Source organism: Mesorhizobium sp. Cs1299R1N1, from assembly GCF_037179655.1.
GTDB lineage: Bacteria > Pseudomonadota > Alphaproteobacteria > Rhizobiales > Rhizobiaceae > Mesorhizobium > Mesorhizobium salmacidum.
On the sequence record NZ_JAPYKR010000002.1, the window covers coordinates 135,783 to 156,973 of the forward strand.

At 64.1% G+C, this 21,191-nt stretch carries 20 protein-coding genes and 1 tRNA gene; 4 read left to right on the forward strand and 17 right to left on the reverse strand.

What is annotated here, in order from left to right:
• Window positions 1-32 precede the first annotated feature (32 nt).
• From O7A70_RS04115 to O7A70_RS04155, 9 genes are all read right to left on the reverse strand, one after another.
• A complete protein-coding gene (locus O7A70_RS04115; RefSeq protein ID WP_337139158.1) occupies window positions 33-1,271 on the reverse strand; it encodes a DUF1501 domain-containing protein in 1,239 nt (412 codons plus the stop codon).
• 46 nt (window positions 1,272-1,317) lie between these two features.
• Complete coding sequence (locus tag O7A70_RS04120; RefSeq protein ID WP_337139160.1) at window positions 1,318-2,811, reverse strand: DUF1800 domain-containing protein; 1,494 nt, start codon at window positions 2,809-2,811, stop codon at window positions 1,318-1,320.
• Between the two features lie 120 nt (window positions 2,812-2,931).
• Complete coding sequence (locus O7A70_RS04125) at window positions 2,932-3,213, reverse strand: GCG_CRPN prefix-to-repeats domain-containing protein (protein WP_337139162.1); 282 nt, start codon at window positions 3,211-3,213, stop codon at window positions 2,932-2,934.
• 110 nt (window positions 3,214-3,323) lie between these two features.
• Window positions 3,324-3,779, reverse strand: coding sequence for a periplasmic heavy metal sensor (locus O7A70_RS04130; RefSeq protein ID WP_027142109.1), 456 nt, complete (start codon window positions 3,777-3,779; stop codon window positions 3,324-3,326).
• Window positions 3,776-4,228: a hypothetical protein gene (locus tag O7A70_RS04135; protein WP_337139165.1), complete on the reverse strand. Its 453-nt coding sequence runs from the start codon at window positions 4,226-4,228 to the stop codon at window positions 3,776-3,778. Before O7A70_RS04135 ends, O7A70_RS04130 begins: the two co-directional genes overlap by 4 nt.
• Window positions 4,229-4,341: 113 nt before the next feature.
• Window positions 4,342-4,884, reverse strand: a complete 543-nt coding sequence (locus O7A70_RS04140; protein ID WP_337139166.1) for an RNA polymerase sigma factor — start codon at window positions 4,882-4,884, stop codon at window positions 4,342-4,344.
• 45 nt (window positions 4,885-4,929) lie between these two features.
• Window positions 4,930-5,397, reverse strand: a complete 468-nt coding sequence (locus O7A70_RS04145; RefSeq protein ID WP_337139169.1) for an EF-hand domain-containing protein — start codon at window positions 5,395-5,397, stop codon at window positions 4,930-4,932.
• A 214-nt stretch (window positions 5,398-5,611) separates the two neighbouring features.
• A complete protein-coding gene (locus O7A70_RS04150; protein ID WP_027142105.1) occupies window positions 5,612-5,800 on the reverse strand; it encodes a YodC family protein in 189 nt (62 codons plus the stop codon).
• Between the two features lie 141 nt (window positions 5,801-5,941).
• Window positions 5,942-6,017, reverse strand: a tRNA-Thr gene (locus tag O7A70_RS04155).
• A 288-nt stretch (window positions 6,018-6,305) separates the two neighbouring features.
• Here O7A70_RS04155 and O7A70_RS04160 point away from each other — a divergent pair.
• Window positions 6,306-7,451 carry a hypothetical protein gene (locus O7A70_RS04160; RefSeq protein ID WP_337139171.1) on the forward strand — a complete coding sequence of 382 codons (1,146 nt, stop codon included), beginning with the start codon at window positions 6,306-6,308 and terminating at the stop codon, window positions 7,449-7,451.
• 28 nt (window positions 7,452-7,479) lie between these two features.
• On the opposite strand, the gene O7A70_RS04165 is transcribed toward O7A70_RS04160, so the two are convergent.
• Window positions 7,480-9,081, reverse strand: a complete 1,602-nt coding sequence (locus O7A70_RS04165) for a cisplatin damage response ATP-dependent DNA ligase (protein ID WP_337139174.1) — start codon at window positions 9,079-9,081, stop codon at window positions 7,480-7,482.
• A 229-nt stretch (window positions 9,082-9,310) separates the two neighbouring features.
• Complete coding sequence (locus O7A70_RS04170; protein ID WP_337139176.1) at window positions 9,311-10,321, reverse strand: ligase-associated DNA damage response exonuclease; 1,011 nt, start codon at window positions 10,319-10,321, stop codon at window positions 9,311-9,313.
• A gap of 150 nt (window positions 10,322-10,471) precedes the next feature.
• On the opposite strand from O7A70_RS04170, the gene O7A70_RS04175 reads away from it, so the two are divergent.
• The 3 genes from O7A70_RS04175 to O7A70_RS04185 all read left to right on the forward strand — a co-directional run bounded on the left by O7A70_RS04175 (window position 10,472) and on the right by O7A70_RS04185 (window position 12,410).
• Window positions 10,472-11,389, forward strand: coding sequence for a class I SAM-dependent methyltransferase (locus tag O7A70_RS04175; RefSeq protein ID WP_337139177.1), 918 nt, complete (start codon window positions 10,472-10,474; stop codon window positions 11,387-11,389).
• Window positions 11,390-11,489: 100 nt separating this feature from the next.
• The gene (locus tag O7A70_RS04180; protein ID WP_337139178.1) at window positions 11,490-11,849 is read left to right on the forward strand and encodes a hypothetical protein; all 360 of its coding nucleotides are present in this window, start codon (window positions 11,490-11,492) and stop codon (window positions 11,847-11,849) included.
• A 33-nt stretch (window positions 11,850-11,882) separates the two neighbouring features.
• Window positions 11,883-12,410: an AAA family ATPase gene (locus O7A70_RS04185; protein WP_140772724.1), complete on the forward strand. Its 528-nt coding sequence runs from the start codon at window positions 11,883-11,885 to the stop codon at window positions 12,408-12,410.
• 13 nt (window positions 12,411-12,423) lie between these two features.
• Here O7A70_RS04185 and O7A70_RS04190 read toward each other — a convergent pair whose 3' ends face one another.
• Genes O7A70_RS04190 through O7A70_RS04215 form a run of 6 tightly spaced genes read right to left on the reverse strand, consistent with a single transcriptional unit; the run spans window position 12,424 to window position 21,039 of the window.
• Window positions 12,424-13,365, reverse strand: a complete 942-nt coding sequence (locus tag O7A70_RS04190) for a 2-hydroxyacid dehydrogenase (RefSeq protein WP_337139182.1) — start codon at window positions 13,363-13,365, stop codon at window positions 12,424-12,426.
• 30 nt (window positions 13,366-13,395) lie between these two features.
• Window positions 13,396-15,027 (reverse strand): ABC transporter ATP-binding protein, encoded by a 1,632-nt coding sequence (locus O7A70_RS04195; protein ID WP_337139185.1) that lies wholly within the window; start codon window positions 15,025-15,027, stop codon window positions 13,396-13,398.
• Window positions 15,024-16,169, reverse strand: a complete 1,146-nt coding sequence (locus O7A70_RS04200; protein ID WP_337139188.1) for an ABC transporter permease — start codon at window positions 16,167-16,169, stop codon at window positions 15,024-15,026. The genes O7A70_RS04195 and O7A70_RS04200 overlap by 4 nt, the downstream gene beginning before the upstream one ends.
• Entirely contained in the window at window positions 16,169-17,263 is a 1,095-nt protein-coding gene (locus O7A70_RS04205; RefSeq protein ID WP_337139190.1) for a microcin C ABC transporter permease YejB, read from the reverse strand. The genes O7A70_RS04200 and O7A70_RS04205 overlap by 1 nt, the downstream gene beginning before the upstream one ends.
• A gap of 30 nt (window positions 17,264-17,293) precedes the next feature.
• The gene (locus O7A70_RS04210; protein ID WP_337139192.1) at window positions 17,294-19,162 is read right to left on the reverse strand and encodes an extracellular solute-binding protein; all 1,869 of its coding nucleotides are present in this window, start codon (window positions 19,160-19,162) and stop codon (window positions 17,294-17,296) included.
• Entirely contained in the window at window positions 19,162-21,039 is a 1,878-nt protein-coding gene (locus tag O7A70_RS04215; protein ID WP_337139195.1) for an extracellular solute-binding protein, read from the reverse strand. The genes O7A70_RS04210 and O7A70_RS04215 overlap by 1 nt, the downstream gene beginning before the upstream one ends.
• Between the last annotated feature and the right edge of the window lie 152 nt (window positions 21,040-21,191).

Genomic DNA, 21,191 nt, shown 5'->3' on the forward strand with positions numbered 1-21,191 from the left:
CGCCGCGGCAGAAAACGCGGCGTCGCCAGACGTCAGACAATCAGGTTCATCATCGGCTTCACCGCACCTGAGTCCGGAAATACCTTCTCGCCGAGCACCGCGGCCGAAAGTCCGAACTGGTCGGCGAGCAGGCCTTTCAGCACCGCCCTGACATCGCTGGTCGGCGCAAGGTCGCGTTGCTGGTAAAGTTGCGCGGGCTTCAGCCCCGGCCAGTCGGCGATGACGCGCCCACCCTTGATCGCGCCGCCGGCGAGCAGCACCACGGTGCCGGTGCCGTGATCGGTGCCGACCGTGCCGTTGATCCGCGCCGTGCGGCCGAATTCGGTGATCGCGACGATGGCCGTATCCTTCCAGCGTTCGCCGAGACCTTTTTCGAATTCCTCGAACGCCCCGTCGAGGCCGCCGAGCAAAGTGGCGAGCCGACCGGTCGCGCCACCCTCGTTGACATGCGTGTCCCAGCCGTCGAAGGCGAGTGCCGCGACGCGTGGCCCGTCATCGGCCGCGATCAGCCTGGCCGCACCTTGCGCGGCCTGCCGCATGCCGGCGGCGCTGTCTAGGCCGCCTCTAGGCTTCATCGCCTTGACGCCGATCTGGTCGTCGAGCGCCATCTTGTTGGCGTCGAGGCCCTTCTGCAGCGCCACCGCCAGCATCGGATCGCGGTGCTGGTAAAGATCGAGAACCCGCGTCGCGAGGTCGCCTGCCGGCGTTGGCAGCGATTGCGGCGCCCAGCCGAGCACCGGTGCCGCGCCACGGATCACCAGCGGCGTCGATGGTCCGACGGCCAGGCCGCCAAGCGTCGCCACGCGGTCGCCTGCCGGCAGGCTCTCCAGCGCCCGGTTGAGCCAGCCGGTGGCGACATGGCCGGGGCCGGCAAAGCCGCTTTCCAGCACATCCTGTCCGTCGAAATGCGAGCGCTCGCGATAGCCGGTCGCCGCCGCATGCACGACCGCCGCCTGGCTTGCCTTGAACAGGCGCGCAAACACCGGCATCGCCGGATTGACCGCGAAGAACGCATCGAGCGGCAGCGCCGCATGCGGACCGGAAAGCGACAGGGCGATGTCGCCATGCAGGCCGGCATAGTCGGGGTCGCCGACCGGACCGACCGCCGACAGGCCGTCCAGCGCGCCACGCAGCACGATGACGATCAGGCGCGGGTCGCGGTTGTCGGCGGCGCGGGCGAAGCGGGGCAGATAAGCCCAGGCAAACAGCGCGCCGCCGGTCATCAGCACGGCGCGGCGGGAAGGGTGAGGGCTTTCGCACAGCAGGCTCATGACTTGGTCTCCATGGGAGTTGTCGGCGCCGGACCTATCGCTCGAGCTATCGGCGCTGGAATTCGGGCGCCATCAGCAGCAGCGCCAGGCCTTGCTGCTTGGACTCGGCGCGGGCGACCGCCTGCCGCGTCTCCGGCGAGGCGGAGGGCCCGATGATCGCGTCGAGCATGTCGTTGGGATTGCCGATATCTTTCACTTGCCTGGCGGCCTGCCAAGCGATGTCGAGGCGGATCTTCATGCCCTCGGCCGATGCCCAGCTGTCCGCTTGGTCGGAAAAGCCGTTCGGTCCCGGCGGCTGCCAGAGCGGCTGACCCAGTGCGTTGAGCCAGTTGAGCGACTGGCCGGGATCGTTCGGTCCCTGGCCGGCCGCCCGCCTGATGGCAGCGACATAATCGAAGGGCGAGCGCATTTTGGCCAGGGGCGTCGACCACGCCTCCGGCAGGTCGACGAGCGCCGCCGCCAGTGCCCTGAGATTGCCGTCGTTCTTGACGAACACCTTTGCGAGACGGGCGACCGCCGCTGGCGGCGGGTCATCGGCTATGAAATGGCGGGCAAGTTGCGTGGCGATGTGTTGCGCGGTCGCCGGATGACGGGCGATGTCATTGAGCGCGGCCTCGGCCTGGCCCATGCCGCCAGCCGGATAGGTCTTGCCGAGCAGCACCGCGTCGCCCGGCTCGTGCGCATTGGCGTTGAAGACGGAACTGCCGGGTTCGCCCAGCCGTCCTTCCCGCCCGGCCATCGTCCAGCCGGTCAGGATGCGCGCGAAGCTGGTGACGTCGGCCTGGCTATAGCCGCTGCCGACACCGAGCGTGTGCAGTTCCAGGATCTCGCGGGCGAGATTCTCGTTGAGCCCGCGCTGCCGGTTCTTGCCGGCGCGGGACCCCGGGCCGATCGACTGCTGGTTGTCGAGATAGAACAGCATGGCCGGATGCCGCTCCACCGCCATGAGCATGTCGGCGAAGCGGCCGAGCACGAAGGGCCGGATGGCTTCCCGTTCGAAGGCCCCGGCGCTGGCGCGCACGATGTTGGCCTTGGCCACGGAGACGCAGAAATGGTTCGACCAGAAATAGACGAGGCGCTCGACGAAGCCGGCCTCGGCCTGCATTGCCTTGTCGAAGCGCGCCTGGGCCTCGGCCCGGAACAAGATGGCCTCGACGGGCGGCACGGGGGGCTTGGCCTTGGCAGCGGCCGGGGCGGCGGGCGCCGACATGCCCGGTGCGGCGGCTGGCGGCATGGCCGAAGCCGAGGCTGGCGTGCCCGTTGCCGGCTGCTCTGTCGCCATTCGCTCCCGGTCCAGCTTGCGCTGGAGGTTCGCCGCCATGCTGGCCTGGATGGCAGGCGTGCTTCCCTTGAGATCGGCATAGGTGGGGTCGTCGAGCGATATCATGGCGACGTCGGGCCGCCGCAGTTCCGCCTTGAGATAGCCGCGTGGGTCGTTCGCCAACCTGTCGCGGTCGCCGGGTCGGGCTCCGAGGCCAAAGCGGTTGAAGGCGATCAGGGCGGGATCCGGCGGCGCGGAATCTTTAGCCTGGGCTGCCATGTCAGCGCTCCATGGTTGGATCTCATGCGAGGTGCGCGACGCCCGATTGGGCTGTTTCCCCAGCTTGAACCGGGGATAGGCGGCCGGGCAGGCGGGTGCCGCCCGGCCCTTCCCACGCGCTTACCAGCGGTTCCAGCGGTGCCAGTGGCGGTGCGGATGCCAGCCGTAGTAAGCCGGGCCGTGCCAATAGCGGTAGCGCGGATACACCACGACACGGTTGGGAACGCAGCGCCCCCAGGGATTGGGATGCCAGCCGGGTCCGCAACCCCAGGCCACATGCTCGATCAGCGCCGGGGCGGCCGGTTGCGCCACCATCGGCATGGCGGCGGAGGTCGCGACGGTTGCTGCGGTTCCGGTCAAGGCGAGGACGGCTGCTGCCGCATACTGTGTCAGGCGGTTCATGATGTTACTCCGAATGTTGTCCGAGAATGAAAAACCTGTTCGCACCGATTGGTCCGGCAGGTCTGCCCTTCTCCCGGTTAAACGGCCTTGCGGGCGTTTTCCGTCGGTCGTCATGGCGATTTTTTTGGCTCTGCCTTCGGCTGCGGCCCGGCCCGCCGGGCCAGCCCTTCCGCCAGCACGGCGCGATCCGCGGCCGAACCCGCCGCCGCGAATTCGATGATGCGCTGCTCAAGCCGCGTGCGCACGGCGATGTCGGCGTTGCGGGCCCGCTCCAGCGCAGCCGATAGGGCCGCCGTGTCGACAACCGGCTGGCGCAGCAGGTCGGCTGCCTCGCGCCTGGCCTGCTGACCATCGAGGATGACCTGGCGGGATTCGCGCCGCACTTCGCGCAGTGCCTTGCGGAACAGCATGCGCTCCTGGTCTGGAAGCCGGCCGCCGGCGGCTTCCAGCGAATAGCCCTGGCCGGACTTGCCGCTTCTTATCCAGACGGCCCCGCCGGCAAGCGCCCCGGCCAGGAAGACGTTCAGCACCACCGATGCGATGATGAGGTTGCGGCCCATGCTCATAGGCTCTCCTCGCCGTTTTCGGCATCGGGCCCGGCATCGCCGAACGCCGTTACATTGGCATCCAGCACATAGTGATCCGATCCGGCTTCCGGCGTGACGACGCTCACCAACGCCAGCCCGGCGACGGCGCCCGCCAGACCAATGCCGGCGAGTCCCAGACCCAGCCACCAGAACCGATGACGCCGGCGCTGGACGAGGTGCCGGTCGGCTGCGCGCAGGATGCTGCCGTGCAGCGCCTTGCCGGGATGCTGGACGCTATAGCTGTCAAGCAGGGCGTCAAGTGTGTCGGCCTGTCGCGAAATGGCCTGGCCCGCTTCACTTGAAACGAAGGCTCTGGCGGCTTCGCGTTCCGCTTCCGGCCAGCGGCGCAAATCGCCGCCATAGGCATCCGCCAGCGCCGCGAAACGCTTGGCATCCATTGCCGGCCCGTCTTCGATGTCTTCAGCCATTTGTTTTCCCCTTGCACCTCGGTGCCGCGTGCCCACGCGGGTCGGAAACAACGCAGACCAACCGGACGCCCGCAAGGCGGGTTGAACGTACAGTATACGGGCGCGCGCCTTTCTCAGTCATGGCCGCCATCCCCGGCCAGCATCGCCTGCAGCGCCCGCCGGCCGCGCGACAGCAGGCTCTCCAGGGCATCGACACTGATCTCCAGGGTCGCGGCCGCCTCGATGTTGGACATCTCCTGATAGTAGACCAGGATGATCGCCTCGCGCTGGCGTGGCGCGATTGCCTGCAAGGCCTGCTCGACCCGATGCGCCTCTTCGCCAGGATGGGAATCGGGAAGCGGAGCGGGGTCGACAATGTCCGGCATCTCGTCGGTCACCCATTCGCGGCGCCGGCGCAGCCGGTCGTAGCAAAGGTTGAGCGTCACGCGGTGGACCCAGGTGTCGAAGCGTGCATTGCCACGCCGCCACTTCGAGGCATGACGCCAGATGCGCACGAAGGTTTCCTGCGCGACATCCTCGGCCTCCGCCGCATCGCCCAGCATGCGCACGGCAAGCGAAAGGATGCGCGGCAGCTTGCGCGCGACGAGCGCCTGCACCGCCGCGGGATCGCCAGCACCGACCCGACGAACCAGCTCCTCGTCCGGATCGGCGCTCATCGGCTGGCGCACTCCCGATATCCATCACACGTCATAGCCTCTTGATCACTGCTCCGGCTTGGGAGCGGATTTGTGGCTCGGCCTCTCGTCGACCGTCAGAATGCCGTCGCCATTCTTGTCCAGCCTGGCAAAGCGCTTGGCGAAGAACGCATCGAGCTCGGCCCGGTCGATGAAGCCGTCATGGTTGGAATCGATGCGCGCGAAGGATTTGGCGGGGGCGCGCCTGACGTTGCGTTTGGCCTGAAAGGCCTGCCATTCGAGCAGCCTGATCTTGCCGTCGCCGTCCGTGTCGGCGGCCATGATCGCCCTCTCCCGCCGTTTCTGGAACTTGGCCAGTGTGATGTCGGACTTGGCGGCCGACGATGCGCCAGCCGACGATGTGCCAGCCGACGATGTGCCAGCGGGCGACGCGGCGGCCGGTGGCGTCGCGGCCGGTGGCTGTGTCGCTGTCTGGGCCAGAGCCGCGGTGGTCAGCACGCTCAAGGCAGTGGCAAGGATCGAACGGCGTATCATGCTTCACGTCTCCGGTTGGCGCATTGCCATGGCCCAATGCCACGGTCACGCTTCAGCCGTTAAACGTCGTGATCATAAAAATCCGTCGGTCACCAATGTCGATCACGCCGCTTGCCGGCGATGACGGACCGTGGCGGTCCCGGAAACAGCAGAACACCTCGTCCGGCGCGTCTGGATTCGCCCCGGCCCGGCCATCCCTTGGCTAAAGCGGGAATTACGTCGATTGATCGGCGGCTACCAGTTGCTCCTGCTTGAACCCCGCGTGTTGCGGGGTCCACACATCGCCCTCGCGGTTGAACCAGTGGCAGAGATACATGCCGGAAGCGGCGCCGTCGCTGACCGTCATCCTCGGGCCTCCCGACCTCAGCTTGACGACGTCTCCGGTCTTGAAAGTGTTGGGCATTTGGACCTCCCATGCTGACACCGCGAGTTTCACATCAAACCCCGGTCTCGACAATGGCGGATATGCTTCGCCAGCGTCGCGATCCACTGCACGGGCAGTGACGCAGGTGCTGATTGCAGCATGCAGGTGGACAAGAGGAATTGGTGCCGCTTAGGTGACTCGAACACCTGACCCCATCATTACGAATGATGTGCTCTACCAACTGAGCTAAAGCGGCCCGGGAGGCCAAGGCCTCCAAGATGGGCTGGGTGATAGACTCAACCGGCCGCGAATTCAAGATGCGACTTGGCAAATCATGCAAGAGGCCCGCCGCGATCGAAACCGGGGTTCTGGCGTCCCTGCATGCTGGAATCGCCGGCAGATTCCGATTTTGTTTGCCGGAACATCGCGAAGATGGACTTTGAACGGCCCGTCGAGGCAGAATGCGGCTGCCCGCCCGTTGATTGATTGGTCGCCTGCCGCTAACCATCATGAAAGCTTGTGGCAATTTGCAGAGGGACCTCGCTTGGACGCGATCGAAAAAGCGATCCGGAACGCCTTGGAAAAGGGCAACGCCGAGGACCGCGCGTTCCGCGAGAGGGTCTATCGTGCGGCCTTCGCCGCGCTCGACCGTGCGCTCCAGGCCAATCCCGGCGTGACCGTGGAAGTCGCCATCAAGCGCCGCAAGGCTATCCAGGCGAAAATCACCGAAATCGAATCCGAGTATCTGCCGGCGGTGCCCGGCGTTGCCCCGCAGATCGACACGCCGGCAGGCGAGGCCGAGGGCGGCGCGGCGCCGGCGATCGAGGCCGGCCCGAGGGCGCCATCGCCCGCCGTCGCCGTCGACGGCCCCGTGCAGCCCGGATCCGACGCGCCGCGCTCGCGCGTGCTGCCGGTGGTTCCCGACATCATGCCGGACGCCAGTCTTCCCAGCGCGCCAGCCATCGACATGTCGGCTCCCGCCGCGCCGGGAGCCGCGACGGAAGTGGCGCCCGACCGCGATGAGCGGCGCATACGCGGCCGGCGCCTGCCGCTGACCGCCATTTTCTTCACGGTCACGCTGCTCGCGGCGATTGGTATCGGACTGTACTTCGCCATGCAGACCGGTGTGTTCAAAACGGCGGCGCAGCTCAATACCGCGCCGCCGGAAGCGCCGCCGACGGTCGAGGACGACGATTTTACCCCGGCCGACGGCGCCAATGCACCGGCAAAGCCCGGTGCCGCGGATCAGTCGCGCGACTGGATCAATGTGTTTTCGCCGACCGACCCGACCCATGTCGCCGCCCCGTCGGACGCCAAGGCCGAGGTGATGAAGGACGACAGCGGACCGTTCCTGCGCATCCAGTCCGGCGCCTCCGGCTCGGCGATCGCCTTCGACGTCGGGCAGGGCGTGCTGGAAAAACTCGCCGGCAAGCACGCCGTGTTCGACATCATCGCCCGCGCCGAGGACGGCAAGGACACGCAGATCTCGGTCGACTGCAATTTCGGCGAACTCGGCGACTGCGGCCGCAAGCGCTACGCGGTCGGCCAGCAGAAAAACGAATATCTGTTCGACCTGAAGTTCCCCGACAAGCATCCCGGCTCAGCCGGAACCATCGCCATCAATTCCGATTTCGACAAACAGGGCAAGGCGGTCAACGTCTACGAGATCCGCGTCTCGATCGAACCCTGAACCGTTGCGACCGACATATCGGCCGCTCCTAGCGGTCGAGCAGCGCCTGCAGGGTTTCTATGCGGTCGGCCTCGTTGGCCGGCTTGTCCCAGCGCAGCCGTGAAATCCTGGGGAAACGCATGGCGACGCCCGATTTGTGCCGGGTCGAGCGGTTGAGCCCCTCGAAGGCGACTTCCAGCACCAGGCCATTGTCGCGGTCGGCGCGCACCGAGCGCACCGGTCCAAAGCGCTCGACGGTGTTGTCGCGGACATATTTATCGATCTGCCTCAGTTCCTCGTCGGTGAAGCCGAAATAGGCCTTGCCGACCGGCACCAGTTCCTCCGCGCCCTCGGCTCCGGACCAGACGCCGAATGTATAGTCGGAATAGAAGCTCGAGCGCTTGCCGTGGCCGCGCTGGGCATACATCAGCACGGCGTCCACCGTGTGCGGATCGCGCTTCCATTTGAACCACGGACCCTTCGGCCGGCCCGCGACATAGGGCGAATCCCAGCGCTTCAGCATCACGCCTTCGATGATCGGATGCGGCGGCGCACGGCGCAGGTCCTCGAGCGCCTGCCAGTCCGTGAACTCGACGAAGGGGGAGAGATCGAAGCGGCTGGGATCGAGCGTCCCGATGAAGGCTTCGAGGCGACCGCGCCGCTCGCGGAAGGACAGTCCGCGCAGATCCTCCGCGCCGATCTGCAGCAGATCGTAACAGCGCATGAAGGCCGGATACTGCTGCTGCATCTTCGGCGTCACCGTCTTGCGGTTCAGCCGCTGCTGCAGGTCCGAGAAGGTTCCCGTCGCTTCTCGCGGATCGCCGACCAGCAACTCGCCATCGAGCGTCGCGGAAAAATGCATGGCGTCGGCGAGATCTGGAAAGGCGCCCGAGACGTCGTCGCCGGTGCGCGAATAGAGCCTGCGGATGCCGCCTTCGGCCACCGCCTGGACGCGGATCCCGTCCCATTTCCACTCGGCCGCATAGTCCACCGGATCGAGCTTTTCGAGGTCGCCGTCGCCGATCGGATTCGACAGCATGACCGGGCGGAACAGCGCCATCGCCGTGTTGCGCGGTTTTTCGGCCTTGCCTTCCAGCCAGGCGAACAGCGCCGTGTAGGGCGGCGACAGCCCATGCCAGAGCTCCTCGATCTCGGCGACGTCGACCTTACCGAAATCGGCCAGCGCCTGTTTGGCCAGCCGCGCCGAGACACCGATGCGCAGGCCGCCGGTGACCAGCTTGATGATGGCAAAGCGTGCCGAGATGCCGGCGCTGTCGAGCAGCCCCGTCAGCACCTTCGGTCCGTCGGAGCGGCTTGCCGCCTGCAGCTTGGCCACCACCTCGCCAAGCGTCGGATCGCGGTTCGCGATCCTGCCAGGGGCTTGCGGCCAGACCAGCGACACCGTCTCGGCGAGATCGCCGACATAGTCGTAGGAATAGCCGAACAGCACCGGGTCCATGCGTTCGATGACCAGCGTGCGCAGCATGGCCGGCTTGACCGCGGCAATCCTGAGATCGCCGGTGATGGCCGCCAGCGCCAGGCCGCGATCGGGATCCTCGACGCTGCGGAAATAATCGGTCAGCAATGTAAGTTTGCCGTTGCGCGACGGCGTCAGCACCAGGCGGTCGAGAAGTTCGGCGAAGCGGTTCATGGCGATGAGGACCGCACGAAGGGAAGAGGTTTGCGCGAGGTGCCCCTCTCTGTCCTGCCGGACATCTCCCCCTCCAGGGGGGAGATCGGATGTTGTGACGGCTTTCGCCAATCCTTAACGCAGAAGCAAGGGCGCAGCCGCCAAAACTGCCAATCTCCCCACTCGACGGGGAGATGTCCGGCAGGACAGAGGGGGGCGCCGTAGGGCGCGGCGTCGATGGATGTCATCCTCAATCGCCCTCGTCCTCATAGCCCACCAGATGCAGCGGCCGTGCGGCGATGCCTTCCAATTCGCACCAGCGCACCAGCGCTTCCTCTCGGCCGTGCGTGACCCAGATTTCCTCGGCGCCGGTCTCCTTGATGGTGATGATCAGTTCGTCCCAGTCGGCATGGTCCGAGATGATCAGCGGCAGCTCGACGCCGCCTTGCCTGGCGCGCTGGCGGATGCGCATCCAGCCCGACGCGAAGCACGAGATCGGATCGGGAAAGCGCCGCGCCCAGCGGTCGGCGAAGGCCGATGGCGGGCCGACCACGATGGCGCCGGCGAAATCCTGCTTGGCACCGCTCTCCACCGTCGCCGGCTCGAGTTCGCCGAGATCGATGCCCTGGCTCTGGTAATATTCGCTGAGCTTGGCCAGCGCGCCATGGATGTAGAGCGGCTTGTCGTAACCGGCGTCGCGCAGCAGCCGCATCACCCGCTGCGCCTTGCCCAGTGCGTAGGCCCCGACCAGATGCGAACGCTCCGGGAATTGCGCCGCCGATTTCAAGAGGCGGGCGATCTCTTCCGTGTCGGGCGGATGGCGAAACACCGGCAGGCCGAAGGTCGCCTCGGTTATGAAGACGTCGCAGGCGATCGGCTCGAACGGGGCGCAGGTCGCATCCTTCTGTCGCTTGTAGTCGCCGGAGGCGACGATGCGCCTGCCCTGGTGCTCGACCGATATCTGCGCCGAACCCAACACATGGCCGGCCGGATGAAAGCTGACATCGACGCCGTCGATGGCAATCGTCTCGCCGAGCATGGCTGCCTGCGTGGTCCCGGCAAAATCCTGGCCATAGCGCAGCCCCATGATGTCGAGCGTCTGCTGCGTCGCAAGCACCGAGCCGTGGCCGGAACGCGCATGGTCGGAATGGCCGTGCGTGATCAGCGCCCGGTTCACCGGCCGCACCGGATCGATGAAGAAATCGCCCGGCGGGCAGTAGAGGCCTTCGGGCCGGGGATGAAGCAGGTCGCTGGCGCGCATGATGCCAAGATAGGATATAATTCCGCCGCGGGAAGCCTGTTGCCCGAGACTGCTGACTCCCGGGCAAAGCCTTCTCAATTCGGTTCAGCTTCGGCATGCTTTGCTCTACAGAGGTGGGCGGCCGGCTACCCTGCCGGTGGAACCATCATCATGAAACCGCTTCAGACCTCGTCGGGCGACCCGAACGCCGATCGCCGTGCAGATTATGCCGAAATGCTCTTTGCCTCCGGTGATCACACTGCCGCGGCCGAGTTGCTGCTCGGCGCGCTGGAACTGGCGCCGCAATGGGCAATGGGCTGGTTTCGGCTCGGCGAGATGCAGGAGGCATCAGGCAGGCTCGACCTGGCGGCGCAAGCCTGGACGACGTCGATGAAACTCGATCCGGCCGATCGCCAGGGCGCGGCTCTCAAACTGCATCTGATCGGCAAGGGTCCGGCCTCGATGGCGCCGCCCAGCGCCTTTGTCGAAACGCTGTTCGACCACTATGCCGAGACGTTCGAAGAGATGCTGGTCGGTAAGCTCGAGTACCGGCTGCCGGAGGTGCTCGACGCCGCCATCCGCAAGGCAAGGCCGGGCCGCTTCCGCGTGGCGCTCGACCTGGGTTGCGGCACCGGACTGATGGGCGAGAGGCTGAGGCCGATCGTCGACCGGCTGGAGGGCGTCGATATCTCGGCAAGGATGCTGAGGAAGGCGCGGGCAAAAAATATCTATGACGCGCTGACAAAAGCGGATTTGCAGGACTTTTCCTATTCGGGCGACAAGGCCGATCTGGTGACGTCGGCCGATGTGCTGATCTACATCGGCGGGCTCGAAGGTTTTGTGGGAACGGTCGCCGGCCTGCTCGCCCAGGGCGGCCTGTTTGCCTTTTCCGTCGAGAGCCTGGCGGACGGCGGCGACTTGGCACTGCAGCCGTCGCGGCGCTACGCCCATTCGGAGGGCTATGTCAGGCGGACCCTCGAGGCCAACGGCCTCTCGATGGTGGCGTTGGAGCCAACAAGCATCCGCCAGGATCGCCGCGAGCCCGTCAAAGGTCTGGCCGTCGTGGCACGGAAAGCTCATGCCATATGAGGGCAGCCCCTGGTACTGCTGCGAAAAAGTCCGATTTGCGTGCGCGACTGATATTTGCGATCTGGTCGCATCAGGGCGGGATACCAGGAGGAGCACTTCGATGCGCTGGAACATGATGATCTTGGCGTCTTGCCTGGCAACCGCCGGCTGCGTCGGCAATTCAGCGTCCGAGCGGCAGGACGCCAACATCGAATCCTCGCTGCAATATGACAGCGTGCCATGCGATCAGTTGCTGGCGCAGCGCAACGGATTGGCGCAGCAATATAATCTCCCGACCACCGCCAAGCCAACCTTCTCCAATCCCGCCATGGGATTCGGCCCGTTCACGCCCGACATGCGCTCCAAGGGCCAGCGCGACAGCGACAAGGCGTCAGGCGAAATCGATGCCATGAACCGGTCCATCGGCCGCCGCGACTGCGGCAAGCCGGACAAGCAGACGAAGTTCGCTCTACCCGGCTGATGACCAATCGTCCATCTTGCTAGGATCCATCCGGTGAACCTCTCGGACCTCGGCGACCGCATCTGTATTTTGGGGCCGTCCAACAGCGGCAAGTCGACGCTTGCCGACGCGATCGCGCGCAAGCGTGGCCTGACGCCCATCCATCTCGATCTGCTCTTTCATCTGCCCAACACGGATTGGGAGCAGCGTCCGAGGGACGAGTTCATTGCCTTGCATGACGCCGCGATCGCCGGTGAGCGGTGGGTGATGGACGGAAACTACTCGGTCTGCATGCCGCAACGCTTTCAGCGCGCGACGGGATTGATCCTGCTGGACATCTCCACCTCGGCAAGTCTGCTGCGCTATTTCAGGCGAACCCTGTTCGAGAGGGAGAGGCGCGGTGGCTTGGAAGGCGGGCGCGACAGCATCAAATGGGACATGATCCACCACATCGCCGTGGCCACGCCGAAAAACCGACAGAGATACAGGGCGATGTTGGAGCAGATCGACCTGCAGAAGCTGCAGCTGTCTTCGGTTCGGGCGATCAAGAAATGTTTTCAGGACTGGGACTTGGCCAGGTGATGACGATGTCTGGCTAATATCCCGCCTTGCGGTCCACCAGATTGTCGAGCTTCTCGCCGCGCTCGAAAGCGTCCATCTGGCGCAGCATGATCGGCGCCAGGTGCACGGGATCGGAGGTCGCCGCGGCATGCGGCGTCACGAACACTTTCGGATGGCGCCACAGCGGACTGGTCTTCGGCAGCGGTTCGACCTCGAACACGTCGAGGCTCGCTTCCTTCAGCGTACCGTCGTCCAATGCCCGCACGATGTCGGCGTCCTTCTGCAGGCGCCCACGCCCGGCGTTGATCAGCACCGAGCCGCCAAGTCCGTTGCGCTTGCGCAACTCCTTCAGCACGCCGTAATTGATGATGCCTTGCGTATCCGGCGTCAACGGCAGAAGCACCACCAGAATGTCGGTGGCATTGAGGAACGGGATCAGGCCTGCTTCGCCGGAATAGGTTGCCACCCCGTTCATCGGCCGGTCGCTGCGCGACCAGCCATTGACCGCGAAGCCGAGCGACAGAAGTACCGAGGCCGCGGCCCGGCCGAGACTGCCGAGACCCATGATGCCGACGGAAATGTCGCCGGCCGGCCTCTGTTGCGGTTCGTGCCAGATCTTCTTTAGCTGCTGCGACCTGTAGAGCAGGCCCTGCCGATGATGGTCGAGCACCCGCCAGACGACGTACTCGGTCATGTACTGCGTGAGGTTGTCGGCGACGACCTTGACGATCGGCACGTCGGGCAGGCCGGGATCGGCGAAGATATGATCGACGCCGGCGCCGATCGAGAAGATGGCGCGCAGATTGGGCAGCGACGACATCAGGTTGGGCTTGTGCTTCCACACCACCGCATAGGTGATCGAGGGATCCTTGGCGCCGTCCGGCTCCAGCACCACCTCGCGCTCGGCCGACAACAGGTCGCGCCAGCGCTGCGGATGAAAGCCGGTGACGGCAAGCAGGATGCGGCCTTTTTCCATCGCGGTTCGTTCAGTCCTTCCTTATGCGGATCACTCGCTGACCACGCCTGTCGGCGCCGTCTCGATCTTGAAGGCGGCCGAGATCAGCGCCCGAGTATAGTCGGTTTGCGGATTTCCAAAAATCTGTTCGGAAGGGCCGGCTTCGACGATCTGGCCATTGCGCATGACGATGACGTCGTTGGCCAGCGCCCGGATGACCTTGAGGTCATGGCTGATGAAGAGATAGGCGAGGTCGTGCTTGGCCTGCAAATTGCGCAGGAGATCGACGACCTGCGCCTGCACGCTCATGTCGAGCGCCGATGTCGGCTCGTCCAGCATGACGAAGCGCGGGTTGAGCACCATGGCGCGCGCGATGGCGACACGTTGGCGCTGGCCACCGGAAAATTCGTGCGGATAGCGGTTTCGGGTCGCCGGGTCGAGGCCGACTTCCTTCAGCACGGCGGCCACCTTGTCATCGCGCTCGTCGGGCGACAGCTTAGGCTCGTGGATCTTCAGGCCTTCCTCGATGATCTCGGCGATCGACATGCGCGGGTTGAGCGAACCGAACGGGTCCTGGAAGACGATCTGCAGTTCGCGCCTGAGCGGCCGCATGGCGTTGAAGGTGAGCTGGTTGATGTCGCGGCCGTTGAACTTGATGGTTCCGGTCGACGAGATCATGCGCGCCAGCGCCAGGCCGAGCGTGGTCTTGCCGGAACCGGATTCTCCGACCACGCCCAGCGTCTGGCCGGCGCGCACCGTGACGTCGATGCCGTCGACCGCCTTCACATGATCGACAGTGCGCCGGAAGAAGCCCTGCTTGATCGGAAACCAGACCTTGATGTCCCTGCCGGTCATGACAGGCTTGGCTTCGGCATTGGCGGCTGGTGGCTTGCCTTTCGGCTCGGCCGCCAGAAGATGACGCGTATAGGGGTGCTGCGGGCTGGCGAAGATGTCCTTGGTCGGTCCGGTCTCGACGATCTTGCCCTTGGTCATCACGCAGACCCGATCGGCGATCTTGCGTACGATGCCGAGGTCATGGGTGATGAACAGCATCGACATGCCCTTGCGGCTTTTGAGGCCCGCGAGCAGTTCGAGGATCTGTGCCTGCACAGTGACGTCGAGCGCCGTCGTCGGCTCGTCGGCGATCAACAGTTCCGGCTCGTTGGCGAGCGCCATGGCGATCATGACGCGTTGGCGCTGGCCGCCCGAAAGCTGGTGCGGATAGGCATCGAGCCGTTTTTCCGGATCGCGGATGCCGACCTCTTTCAGCAAGGCCAGCGTGCGCGCCTTGGCCGGACGGTCGCTCATGCCTTGATGCAGCTTCAGGATCTCGACGATCTGGTGCTCGATCGTGTGCAACGGATTGAGCGAGGTCATCGGCTCCTGGAAGATCATGGTGATCTTGTTGCCGCGCACCTGCCGCAATTGCTTCTCGCTCATGGCCAGCAGGTCGGCGCCCTGGAACAGGATCTTGCCCGATGGGTGGCTGGCGCTGGGGTAGGGCAGCAGCTTCAGCACCGACAGCGCCGAGACCGATTTGCCGGAGCCGGATTCGCCGACAAGCGCCACCGTCTCGCCCCTGGCGATGTCGAACGAGATATGGTCGACGGCGACAGACTGGCCGCCGTCCTGGCTGAAGGCGACGCTGAGGTCCTGGACGCTGAGCAAGGGGGCTTCGCTCATTTGAACGTCTTGCGCGGATCGAAGGCGTCGCGCGTCGCCTCGCCGACAAAGACCAGCAGCGACAGCATCAGCGAGATGACGACGAAGCCGGATATGCCGAGCCAAGGCGCGTTGAGGTTGCGCTGTGCCTGCTTGAGCAGTTCGCCGAGCGAGGCGGAGCCGGGCGGCAGGCCGAAGCCGAGATAGTCGAGCGAGGTCAGCGTCGAGATCGAGCCGCTCAGCAAAAAGGGCAGGAAGGTCAATGTCGCCACCATCGCGTTGGGCAGCAGGTGCCGTAACATGATGGTGCGGTTGCGCACGCCGAGCGCGCGCGCCGCGTTGACATATTCGAAGTTGCGGGCGCGCAGGAACTCCGCCCGCACCACGCCTACCAGCGCCACCCAGGAAAACAGCAGCATCAGGCCAAGCAGGATGAAAAAGCCCGGCGGCAGGATGGCGGCGACGATCAGCAGCAGATAAAGCACGGGAATGGCCGACCAGATCTCGATGAAGCGTTGGAACAGCAGATCGGTCCAGCCGCCGAAATAGCCCTGCAACGCACCGGCGCCGACGCCGATCAGCGCCGAGCCCGCGGTCAGGATCAGGCCGAACAGCACCGAAATGCGGAAGCCGTAGATGACGCGCGCCAGCACGTCGCGCGCCTGGTCGTCGGTGCCGAACCAGTTCCAGTTACCGACATTGCAGGCCGGGTCATCGGCTCCTTGCGGATATTGGTTGCAGCGCGTCTTGGCGTCATATTCCCACGACGGCTTGGCGGGTGCCGCTTCGGGAATGGCGTTGTTGACGGTCTGGTAGGAATAGCGGATCGGCGGCCAGATCATCCAGCCATGGGCATTGATCTCGTCCTGGATCACCGGGTCGCGATAGTCGGTGACGGCATAGAAGCCGCCGAATTTTTCCTCGGGGTAAGCGACCATCACCGGGAAAAGGATTTCGCCCTTGTAGGAAGCGATGATCGGCTTGTCGTTGGCGATGAATTCGGCAAACAGCGACAGCACGAACAGGACGAGGAAAATCCACAGCGACCAGTAGCCGCGCCGGTTGGCCTTGAAATTCTGCAGGCGACGCTTGTTGAGCGGCGACAGGAACGGCCGTGGGAGCCGCTCCGGCAAGACACCGGCGGTAACGCTTGCCTCCGACATCAGACGTCTCTCCGCTCGAAATCGATGCGCGGATCGACCCAGGTGTACATCAGGTCGGACAGCAGCCCGACGAACAGGCCAAGCAGCGAGAAGATATAGAGATTGGCGAACACCACGGGATAGTCGCGCTCGACCACCGACCGGAAGCCGAGCAGGCCGAGCCCGTCGAGGGAAAAGATGTTCTCGATCAGCAGCGAGCCGGTGAAGAAGGCCGAGATGAAGGCACCCGGGAAGCCGGCGATGACGATCAGCATGGCGTTGCGGAAGACGTGCCCGTAAAGCACCTGCCGTTCCGACAGGCCCTTGGCGCGCGCCGTCACCACATACTGCTTGCGGATTTCCTCCAGGAACGAGTTCTTGGTCAAAAGCGTCGTCGTGGCGAAGGCCGACAGCACCAGCGCCGTCAGCGGCAAGGTCATGTGCCAGAAATAATCGGCAATCCTGGCCGGCCAGGACAACTGGTCCCAATTGTCGGAAACGATGCCGCGCAACGGGAACCAGTCCCAGAACGAGCCGCCGGCAAACAGCACCATCAAAAGGATGCCGAACAGGAAGCCCGGAATGGCATAGCCGACAATGACGACGCCGCTGGTCCAGACGTCGAAGGGGCTGCCGTCCTTCACAGCCTTGCGGATGCCGAGCGGGATCGAGATCAGATAGGACAACAACGTAATCCAGAGTCCGATCGAAATCGACACAGGCATCTTCTCAAGGATCAGGTCGAGCACGGAAATATCGCGGAAATAGCTGTTGCCGAAATCGAACCTGGCGTAATTCCACAGCATCATGCCGAAGCGTTCGAGCGGCGGCTTGTCGAAGCCGAACTGCTTCTCCAGCTTCTTGATGAATTCGGGGTCGAGACCCTGGGCGCCGCGATATTTCGAACCGACATCGCCGGCCGTATCGAAATTGGAGCCGCCCGCGTCGCCGCCACCACCGCCGAGGCGGTCGCTGCCGCCCTGGTTGGTCAGCTTGGCGATGACCTGCTCGACCGGGCCGCCAGGGGCGAACTGGATGACGGCGAAGGATATCGCCATGATGCCGAACAGGGTCGGGATCATCAGAAGGATACGGCGCAGTATATAGGCGCCCATCAGGCCTCGCGTCCTGCTCGTGCGAACATCTCAGCCTTTGCCAATTTTTGCCGCCTTGTCCTTATCGAACCACCACAGCGTCTCGACCGGAAAGCCGAAATCGGGCTTTTGCTCGACAAAGCCGAACATGTCCCAATAGGCGACGCGGTGATTCGCCAGATAGTATGTTGGAATCCAGTCTAGCCGCGCGCGCAAGACCCGGTCGAGCGCCCTGAGCGCGGTGACGAGTTCTGCGCGGCTTTGCGCCTTGCCGGCCGCCACGATCAGCGCATCGATGGCCTTGCTTTTCGTGCCCGGATAATTGCGCTGCCCCGGTGTATCAGCCATCCGGGAATCATAGAGCATTTCCAGCCCGTCATCAGTCGGTGTCGCTCCGATCGACCAATGCAGCATGTCGAGATCGAAGTCGAAATCGCTCTGCCGCTGTTCATATTGCGCTGAATCGACTTGCCGGATCGATGCGTCGATTCCGATCGCCTTCATATTCTCGGACCAAGGGGTGTAGATGCGAACGATGCCGTCATCCTCCGCCAGCATTTCAACCCGCAGCCGCTCACCCTTGTCGTTGACGAGAAAACCGCCCGCACGCTTCCAGCCGGCTTGCGCAAGCAATCGCGAAGCCTCGCCCAGCTGCTTGCGGTCGTGGCCCGACCCGTCGGAGAGAGGCTGCGTTACGGCTTCACCGAAGACCTCTGGCGGCAACTCGGCCCTGAACGGCTCCAGCAGGGCCAATTCCTCGGGCGAGGGCAGGCCTTCGGCCTTGTAATTCGACCGTTCGAAATTCGATTGAGCGCGTTCGTAAGAGCCGTAAAACAGCGCCCGCTTCATCCATTCGAAATCGAAGCATCTGGCGATCGCCCGTCGCACCCGTTCATCGCGGAATTGCGGACGACGCTGGTTCAGAGCGACGCCCTGCATGTCCGGCGTCTTTTCACCGGGAAATTCCCGTTTGACGACCTTGCCGTCCTTCAACGCTGGAAAGTCGTATCCGGTCGCCCATACACGCGCGGTGAATTCCTCGCGAAAATGCGTGTCGCCTTTCTTGAACGCTTCGAAGGCCGCCTGCCGGTCGAGATAGAAATCGATGCGGATACGGTCAAAATTGTACAGGCCGCGGTTCACCGGAAGATCGCGGCCCCAATAGTCGGCCACGCGGTCATATTCGACAGTCTGCCCGGCCGCCACGCGCCCAATTCTGTAGGGTCCCGAGCCAAGCGGCGGTGTCATCGTCGAGGCATCGAAATTGTTGGCCGTATAAAAGGCCTTGGACACGATCGGCATTCCCACGACCGCCAGGATGTTTTGCGCCGACTGTTCGCCATTGAAGGTCAGGGCAAGGGTGACTGGATCGACCGCGACCGCTTCCGTCATATGCCGCAGCGCCTTGGAAAGGTTCGGGTGGCCTTGGTCCTTGTAAAGTTTCAGCGCGAAGGCGACGTCCGCGGCTGTCAGCGGCGAGCCGTCGTGGAAACGCGCTTGCGGTCGAAGCGCGAAGCGGAAGCCGTTGCGGTCTTGCGACAGCGTGACGGACTCGGCAAGCAAGCCATAGACCGCATCCGGCTCATCGAGTGCGCTTGTCATCAGGGAATCGAAGCAGAGTTCGGCGCGCGGCGGCGCCTCCCCTTTCAACACCAGGAAATTCAGCGTGTTGAAAGTCAGAAAGCTCTGGTTGAGGGTTGCGTTGGGCGGCGCGAAATTCATCTGGCCGCCCTTGGGCGCGTCCGGATTGACATAGTCGAAATGCGGGAAATCAGGCTTGTATTTGAGATCGCCGAAGGCGGACAGACCGTGCAGCTTGGTGTCGGTTGCAATGTTTGCGAAGGCTTTGCCCGGTATCAAGGCCGCGGCAGCGGCGGCGCCGCCCAAAGCCAGGAAATCGCGGCGGGGCAGCGCCGCCATCAATTGCCGCCCTTGTATTTGGCCGCCAGCGCTTTTTCCTTGTCGAGATCGACCCACCAGGAATCGATATCGGCGCCCACATAGGCAGGCTGCTTGTCGGGGAACTTGAACTTGTTCCAATAGGCCAGCCAGACGGCGGAACGGTAATATTGCGGCACCACATAGAAGTTCCACAGCAGGACGCGGTCGAGTGCGTGTGTGGCGGCGACGAGATCATCGCGATCGGTGGCGAAGATGATGCGATCGACCAGCGCGTCGACGATTGGATCCTTGATGCCCATCAGGTTGCGCGAACCAGGCGCATCGGCCGCCTTGGAACTCCAGAAATCGCGCTGCTCGTTGCCGGGCGAATCCGACTGGCCGAACAGACCCGTCACGACATCGAAATCAAAGTTGTTGACGCGGTTGATGTACTGCGTCTGGTCGATGATGCGCAGAGTAGCGTCGACGCCGATCTTGCGCAGATTGGCTATATAGGGGCTGGCGATCACCTGGTCTGTGTCATTCCAGCCGAGGATCTCGAACTTGAACGGTGCGCCTGTCTTGGCGTTGACCATCTTGCCGCCCTTGATGACCCACCCGGCCTTGGCGAAGAGTTCGACGGCCTGCTTCAGGTACTTTCGCTCCGCTTGCGGAGAGTCGTAGACAGGCAGCTTGTATCCCTGGGTGAAGAGTTCCGGCGGCAGCTTGTCGCGGTACTTTTCCAGGATTTCCAGTTCCTTGCCCTGCGGCAATCCACTGGATGCTAGTTCGGTACCCTGGAAATAGCTTGATGTTCGGGTATTGAAACCGAAGAACAGCGTACGATTCATGCTTTCGAAATCGAACGGTATGGTCAGTGCTTCGCGGACCAGCCGGTCTTGGAACAGCGGCCGCCTCTGGTTGAGAGCAAAGCCCTGCATCGGCTGTGGCGAGTGGGTCTGGAAGTCCTTCTTGATGACGTCGCCGGCCTGGATGGCCGGGAAATTATAGGCCGTCGCCCATTTGCGGGAACTGTATTCACGGTTGATGTCTTCCAGCCCACCCTTGGTGAAGGCAAGCCAGGCGGCATTGTCGTCGAGGATGTAGGTGTATCGGCGCGTGTCGAAATTCTCGCGGCCGACCTTCACCGGCAGCTTGGCCGCCCAGTAGTCCGGTACGCGCTGCCAGACGATCTCCGAACCCGACTTGAAGCTGGCGATCTTGTAGGCGGCCGAGCCGAGCGGGATTTCCAACGTCGGCCTGGTGACGTCGCGCTTCTTGCCGCTGGCGTCCGTGCCTTCCCACCAGTGTTTCGGCAGCACGGCAAGGTCGCCCATGATCTTGGGCAGTTCGCGGTTGCCCTTCTGGTTGAAATGGAATTCGACCTCGCGGTCGGAGATTGCCACCGCATCGGTGACGTTCTCGAAATAGCGGCTGTATTGCGGGCTGTTCGCCTTCAGCACCTTGAACGACCAGATCACGTCGTCGACGGTGATCGGCTGGCCGTCATGCCATTTGGCGCGCGGATCGAGCCGGTACGTCGCCGAGGAATAGTCGGCCGGGTATTTGTAGGCGTCGGCGATCAGGGGATGGCTGACGCTGCCCTCATCGGTCGCCTGCTCCATCAGCGTGTCGTAGAGCAGCCCGCCGCCGAATCCGACGAGGCCCGCCGCCGGCGATCCCTGGACGATATAGGGATTGAAGCTGTCATAGGTGCCAAGCAGCACCGAACTCAGCGTGCCGCCCTTGGGCGCGTTCGGATTGACGTAGTCATAGTGCTGGAAATTGTCGCCGTATTTGGATTCGCCGATCAGCGATGAGGTGGTCCGCCACTCGTCGGCCCGGGTTGCCTGCAACCCCGCCGCCAGCAGGGCCGCCGCCAACAACGACTTGAGAAGCGTTCGGCCAACCGTCATGCACTATCCTCTTCGCCATGCCTGCGGATCATCCAGACGCAATCTAGATGATTTGACGCTCGTGAAAACCGCCATGCGCGGCTTTGTCGCCGCACCGGAGCTTTTCCCTAACGAAAAAGCCGGGCAGAACCCGGCTTTTTCAAGATGACCAC

Coding starts and splice junctions, on each gene's coding strand:
- O7A70_RS04170 (WP_337139176.1), bottom strand. CDS start 10,321: ATGCGCGCCAGCGACCTGCTTCATCCCCGGCCCGAAGGCCTCTACTGC.
- O7A70_RS04120 (WP_337139160.1), bottom strand. CDS start 2,811: ATGGCAGCCCAGGCTAAAGATTCCGCGCCGCCGGATCCCGCCCTGATC.
- O7A70_RS04180 (WP_337139178.1), top strand. CDS start 11,490: ATGCGCTGGAACATGATGATCTTGGCGTCTTGCCTGGCAACCGCCGGC.
- O7A70_RS04200 (WP_337139188.1), bottom strand. CDS start 16,169: ATGTCGGAGGCAAGCGTTACCGCCGGTGTCTTGCCGGAGCGGCTCCCA.
- O7A70_RS04145 (WP_337139169.1), bottom strand. CDS start 5,397: ATGATACGCCGTTCGATCCTTGCCACTGCCTTGAGCGTGCTGACCACC.
- O7A70_RS04215 (WP_337139195.1), bottom strand. CDS start 21,039: ATGACGGTTGGCCGAACGCTTCTCAAGTCGTTGTTGGCGGCGGCCCTG.
- O7A70_RS04205 (WP_337139190.1), bottom strand. CDS start 17,263: ATGGGCGCCTATATACTGCGCCGTATCCTTCTGATGATCCCGACCCTG.
- O7A70_RS04140 (WP_337139166.1), bottom strand. CDS start 4,884: ATGAGCGCCGATCCGGACGAGGAGCTGGTTCGTCGGGTCGGTGCTGGC.
- O7A70_RS04175 (WP_337139177.1), top strand. CDS start 10,472: ATGAAACCGCTTCAGACCTCGTCGGGCGACCCGAACGCCGATCGCCGT.
- O7A70_RS04125 (WP_337139162.1), bottom strand. CDS start 3,213: ATGAACCGCCTGACACAGTATGCGGCAGCAGCCGTCCTCGCCTTGACC.
- O7A70_RS04195 (WP_337139185.1), bottom strand. CDS start 15,027: ATGAGCGAAGCCCCCTTGCTCAGCGTCCAGGACCTCAGCGTCGCCTTC.
- O7A70_RS04150 (WP_027142105.1), bottom strand. CDS start 5,800: ATGCCCAACACTTTCAAGACCGGAGACGTCGTCAAGCTGAGGTCGGGA.
- O7A70_RS04165 (WP_337139174.1), bottom strand. CDS start 9,081: ATGAACCGCTTCGCCGAACTTCTCGACCGCCTGGTGCTGACGCCGTCG.
- O7A70_RS04115 (WP_337139158.1), bottom strand. CDS start 1,271: ATGAGCCTGCTGTGCGAAAGCCCTCACCCTTCCCGCCGCGCCGTGCTG.
- O7A70_RS04135 (WP_337139165.1), bottom strand. CDS start 4,228: ATGGCTGAAGACATCGAAGACGGGCCGGCAATGGATGCCAAGCGTTTC.
- O7A70_RS04210 (WP_337139192.1), bottom strand. CDS start 19,162: ATGGCGGCGCTGCCCCGCCGCGATTTCCTGGCTTTGGGCGGCGCCGCC.
- O7A70_RS04130 (WP_027142109.1), bottom strand. CDS start 3,779: ATGAGCATGGGCCGCAACCTCATCATCGCATCGGTGGTGCTGAACGTC.
- O7A70_RS04190 (WP_337139182.1), bottom strand. CDS start 13,365: ATGGAAAAAGGCCGCATCCTGCTTGCCGTCACCGGCTTTCATCCGCAG.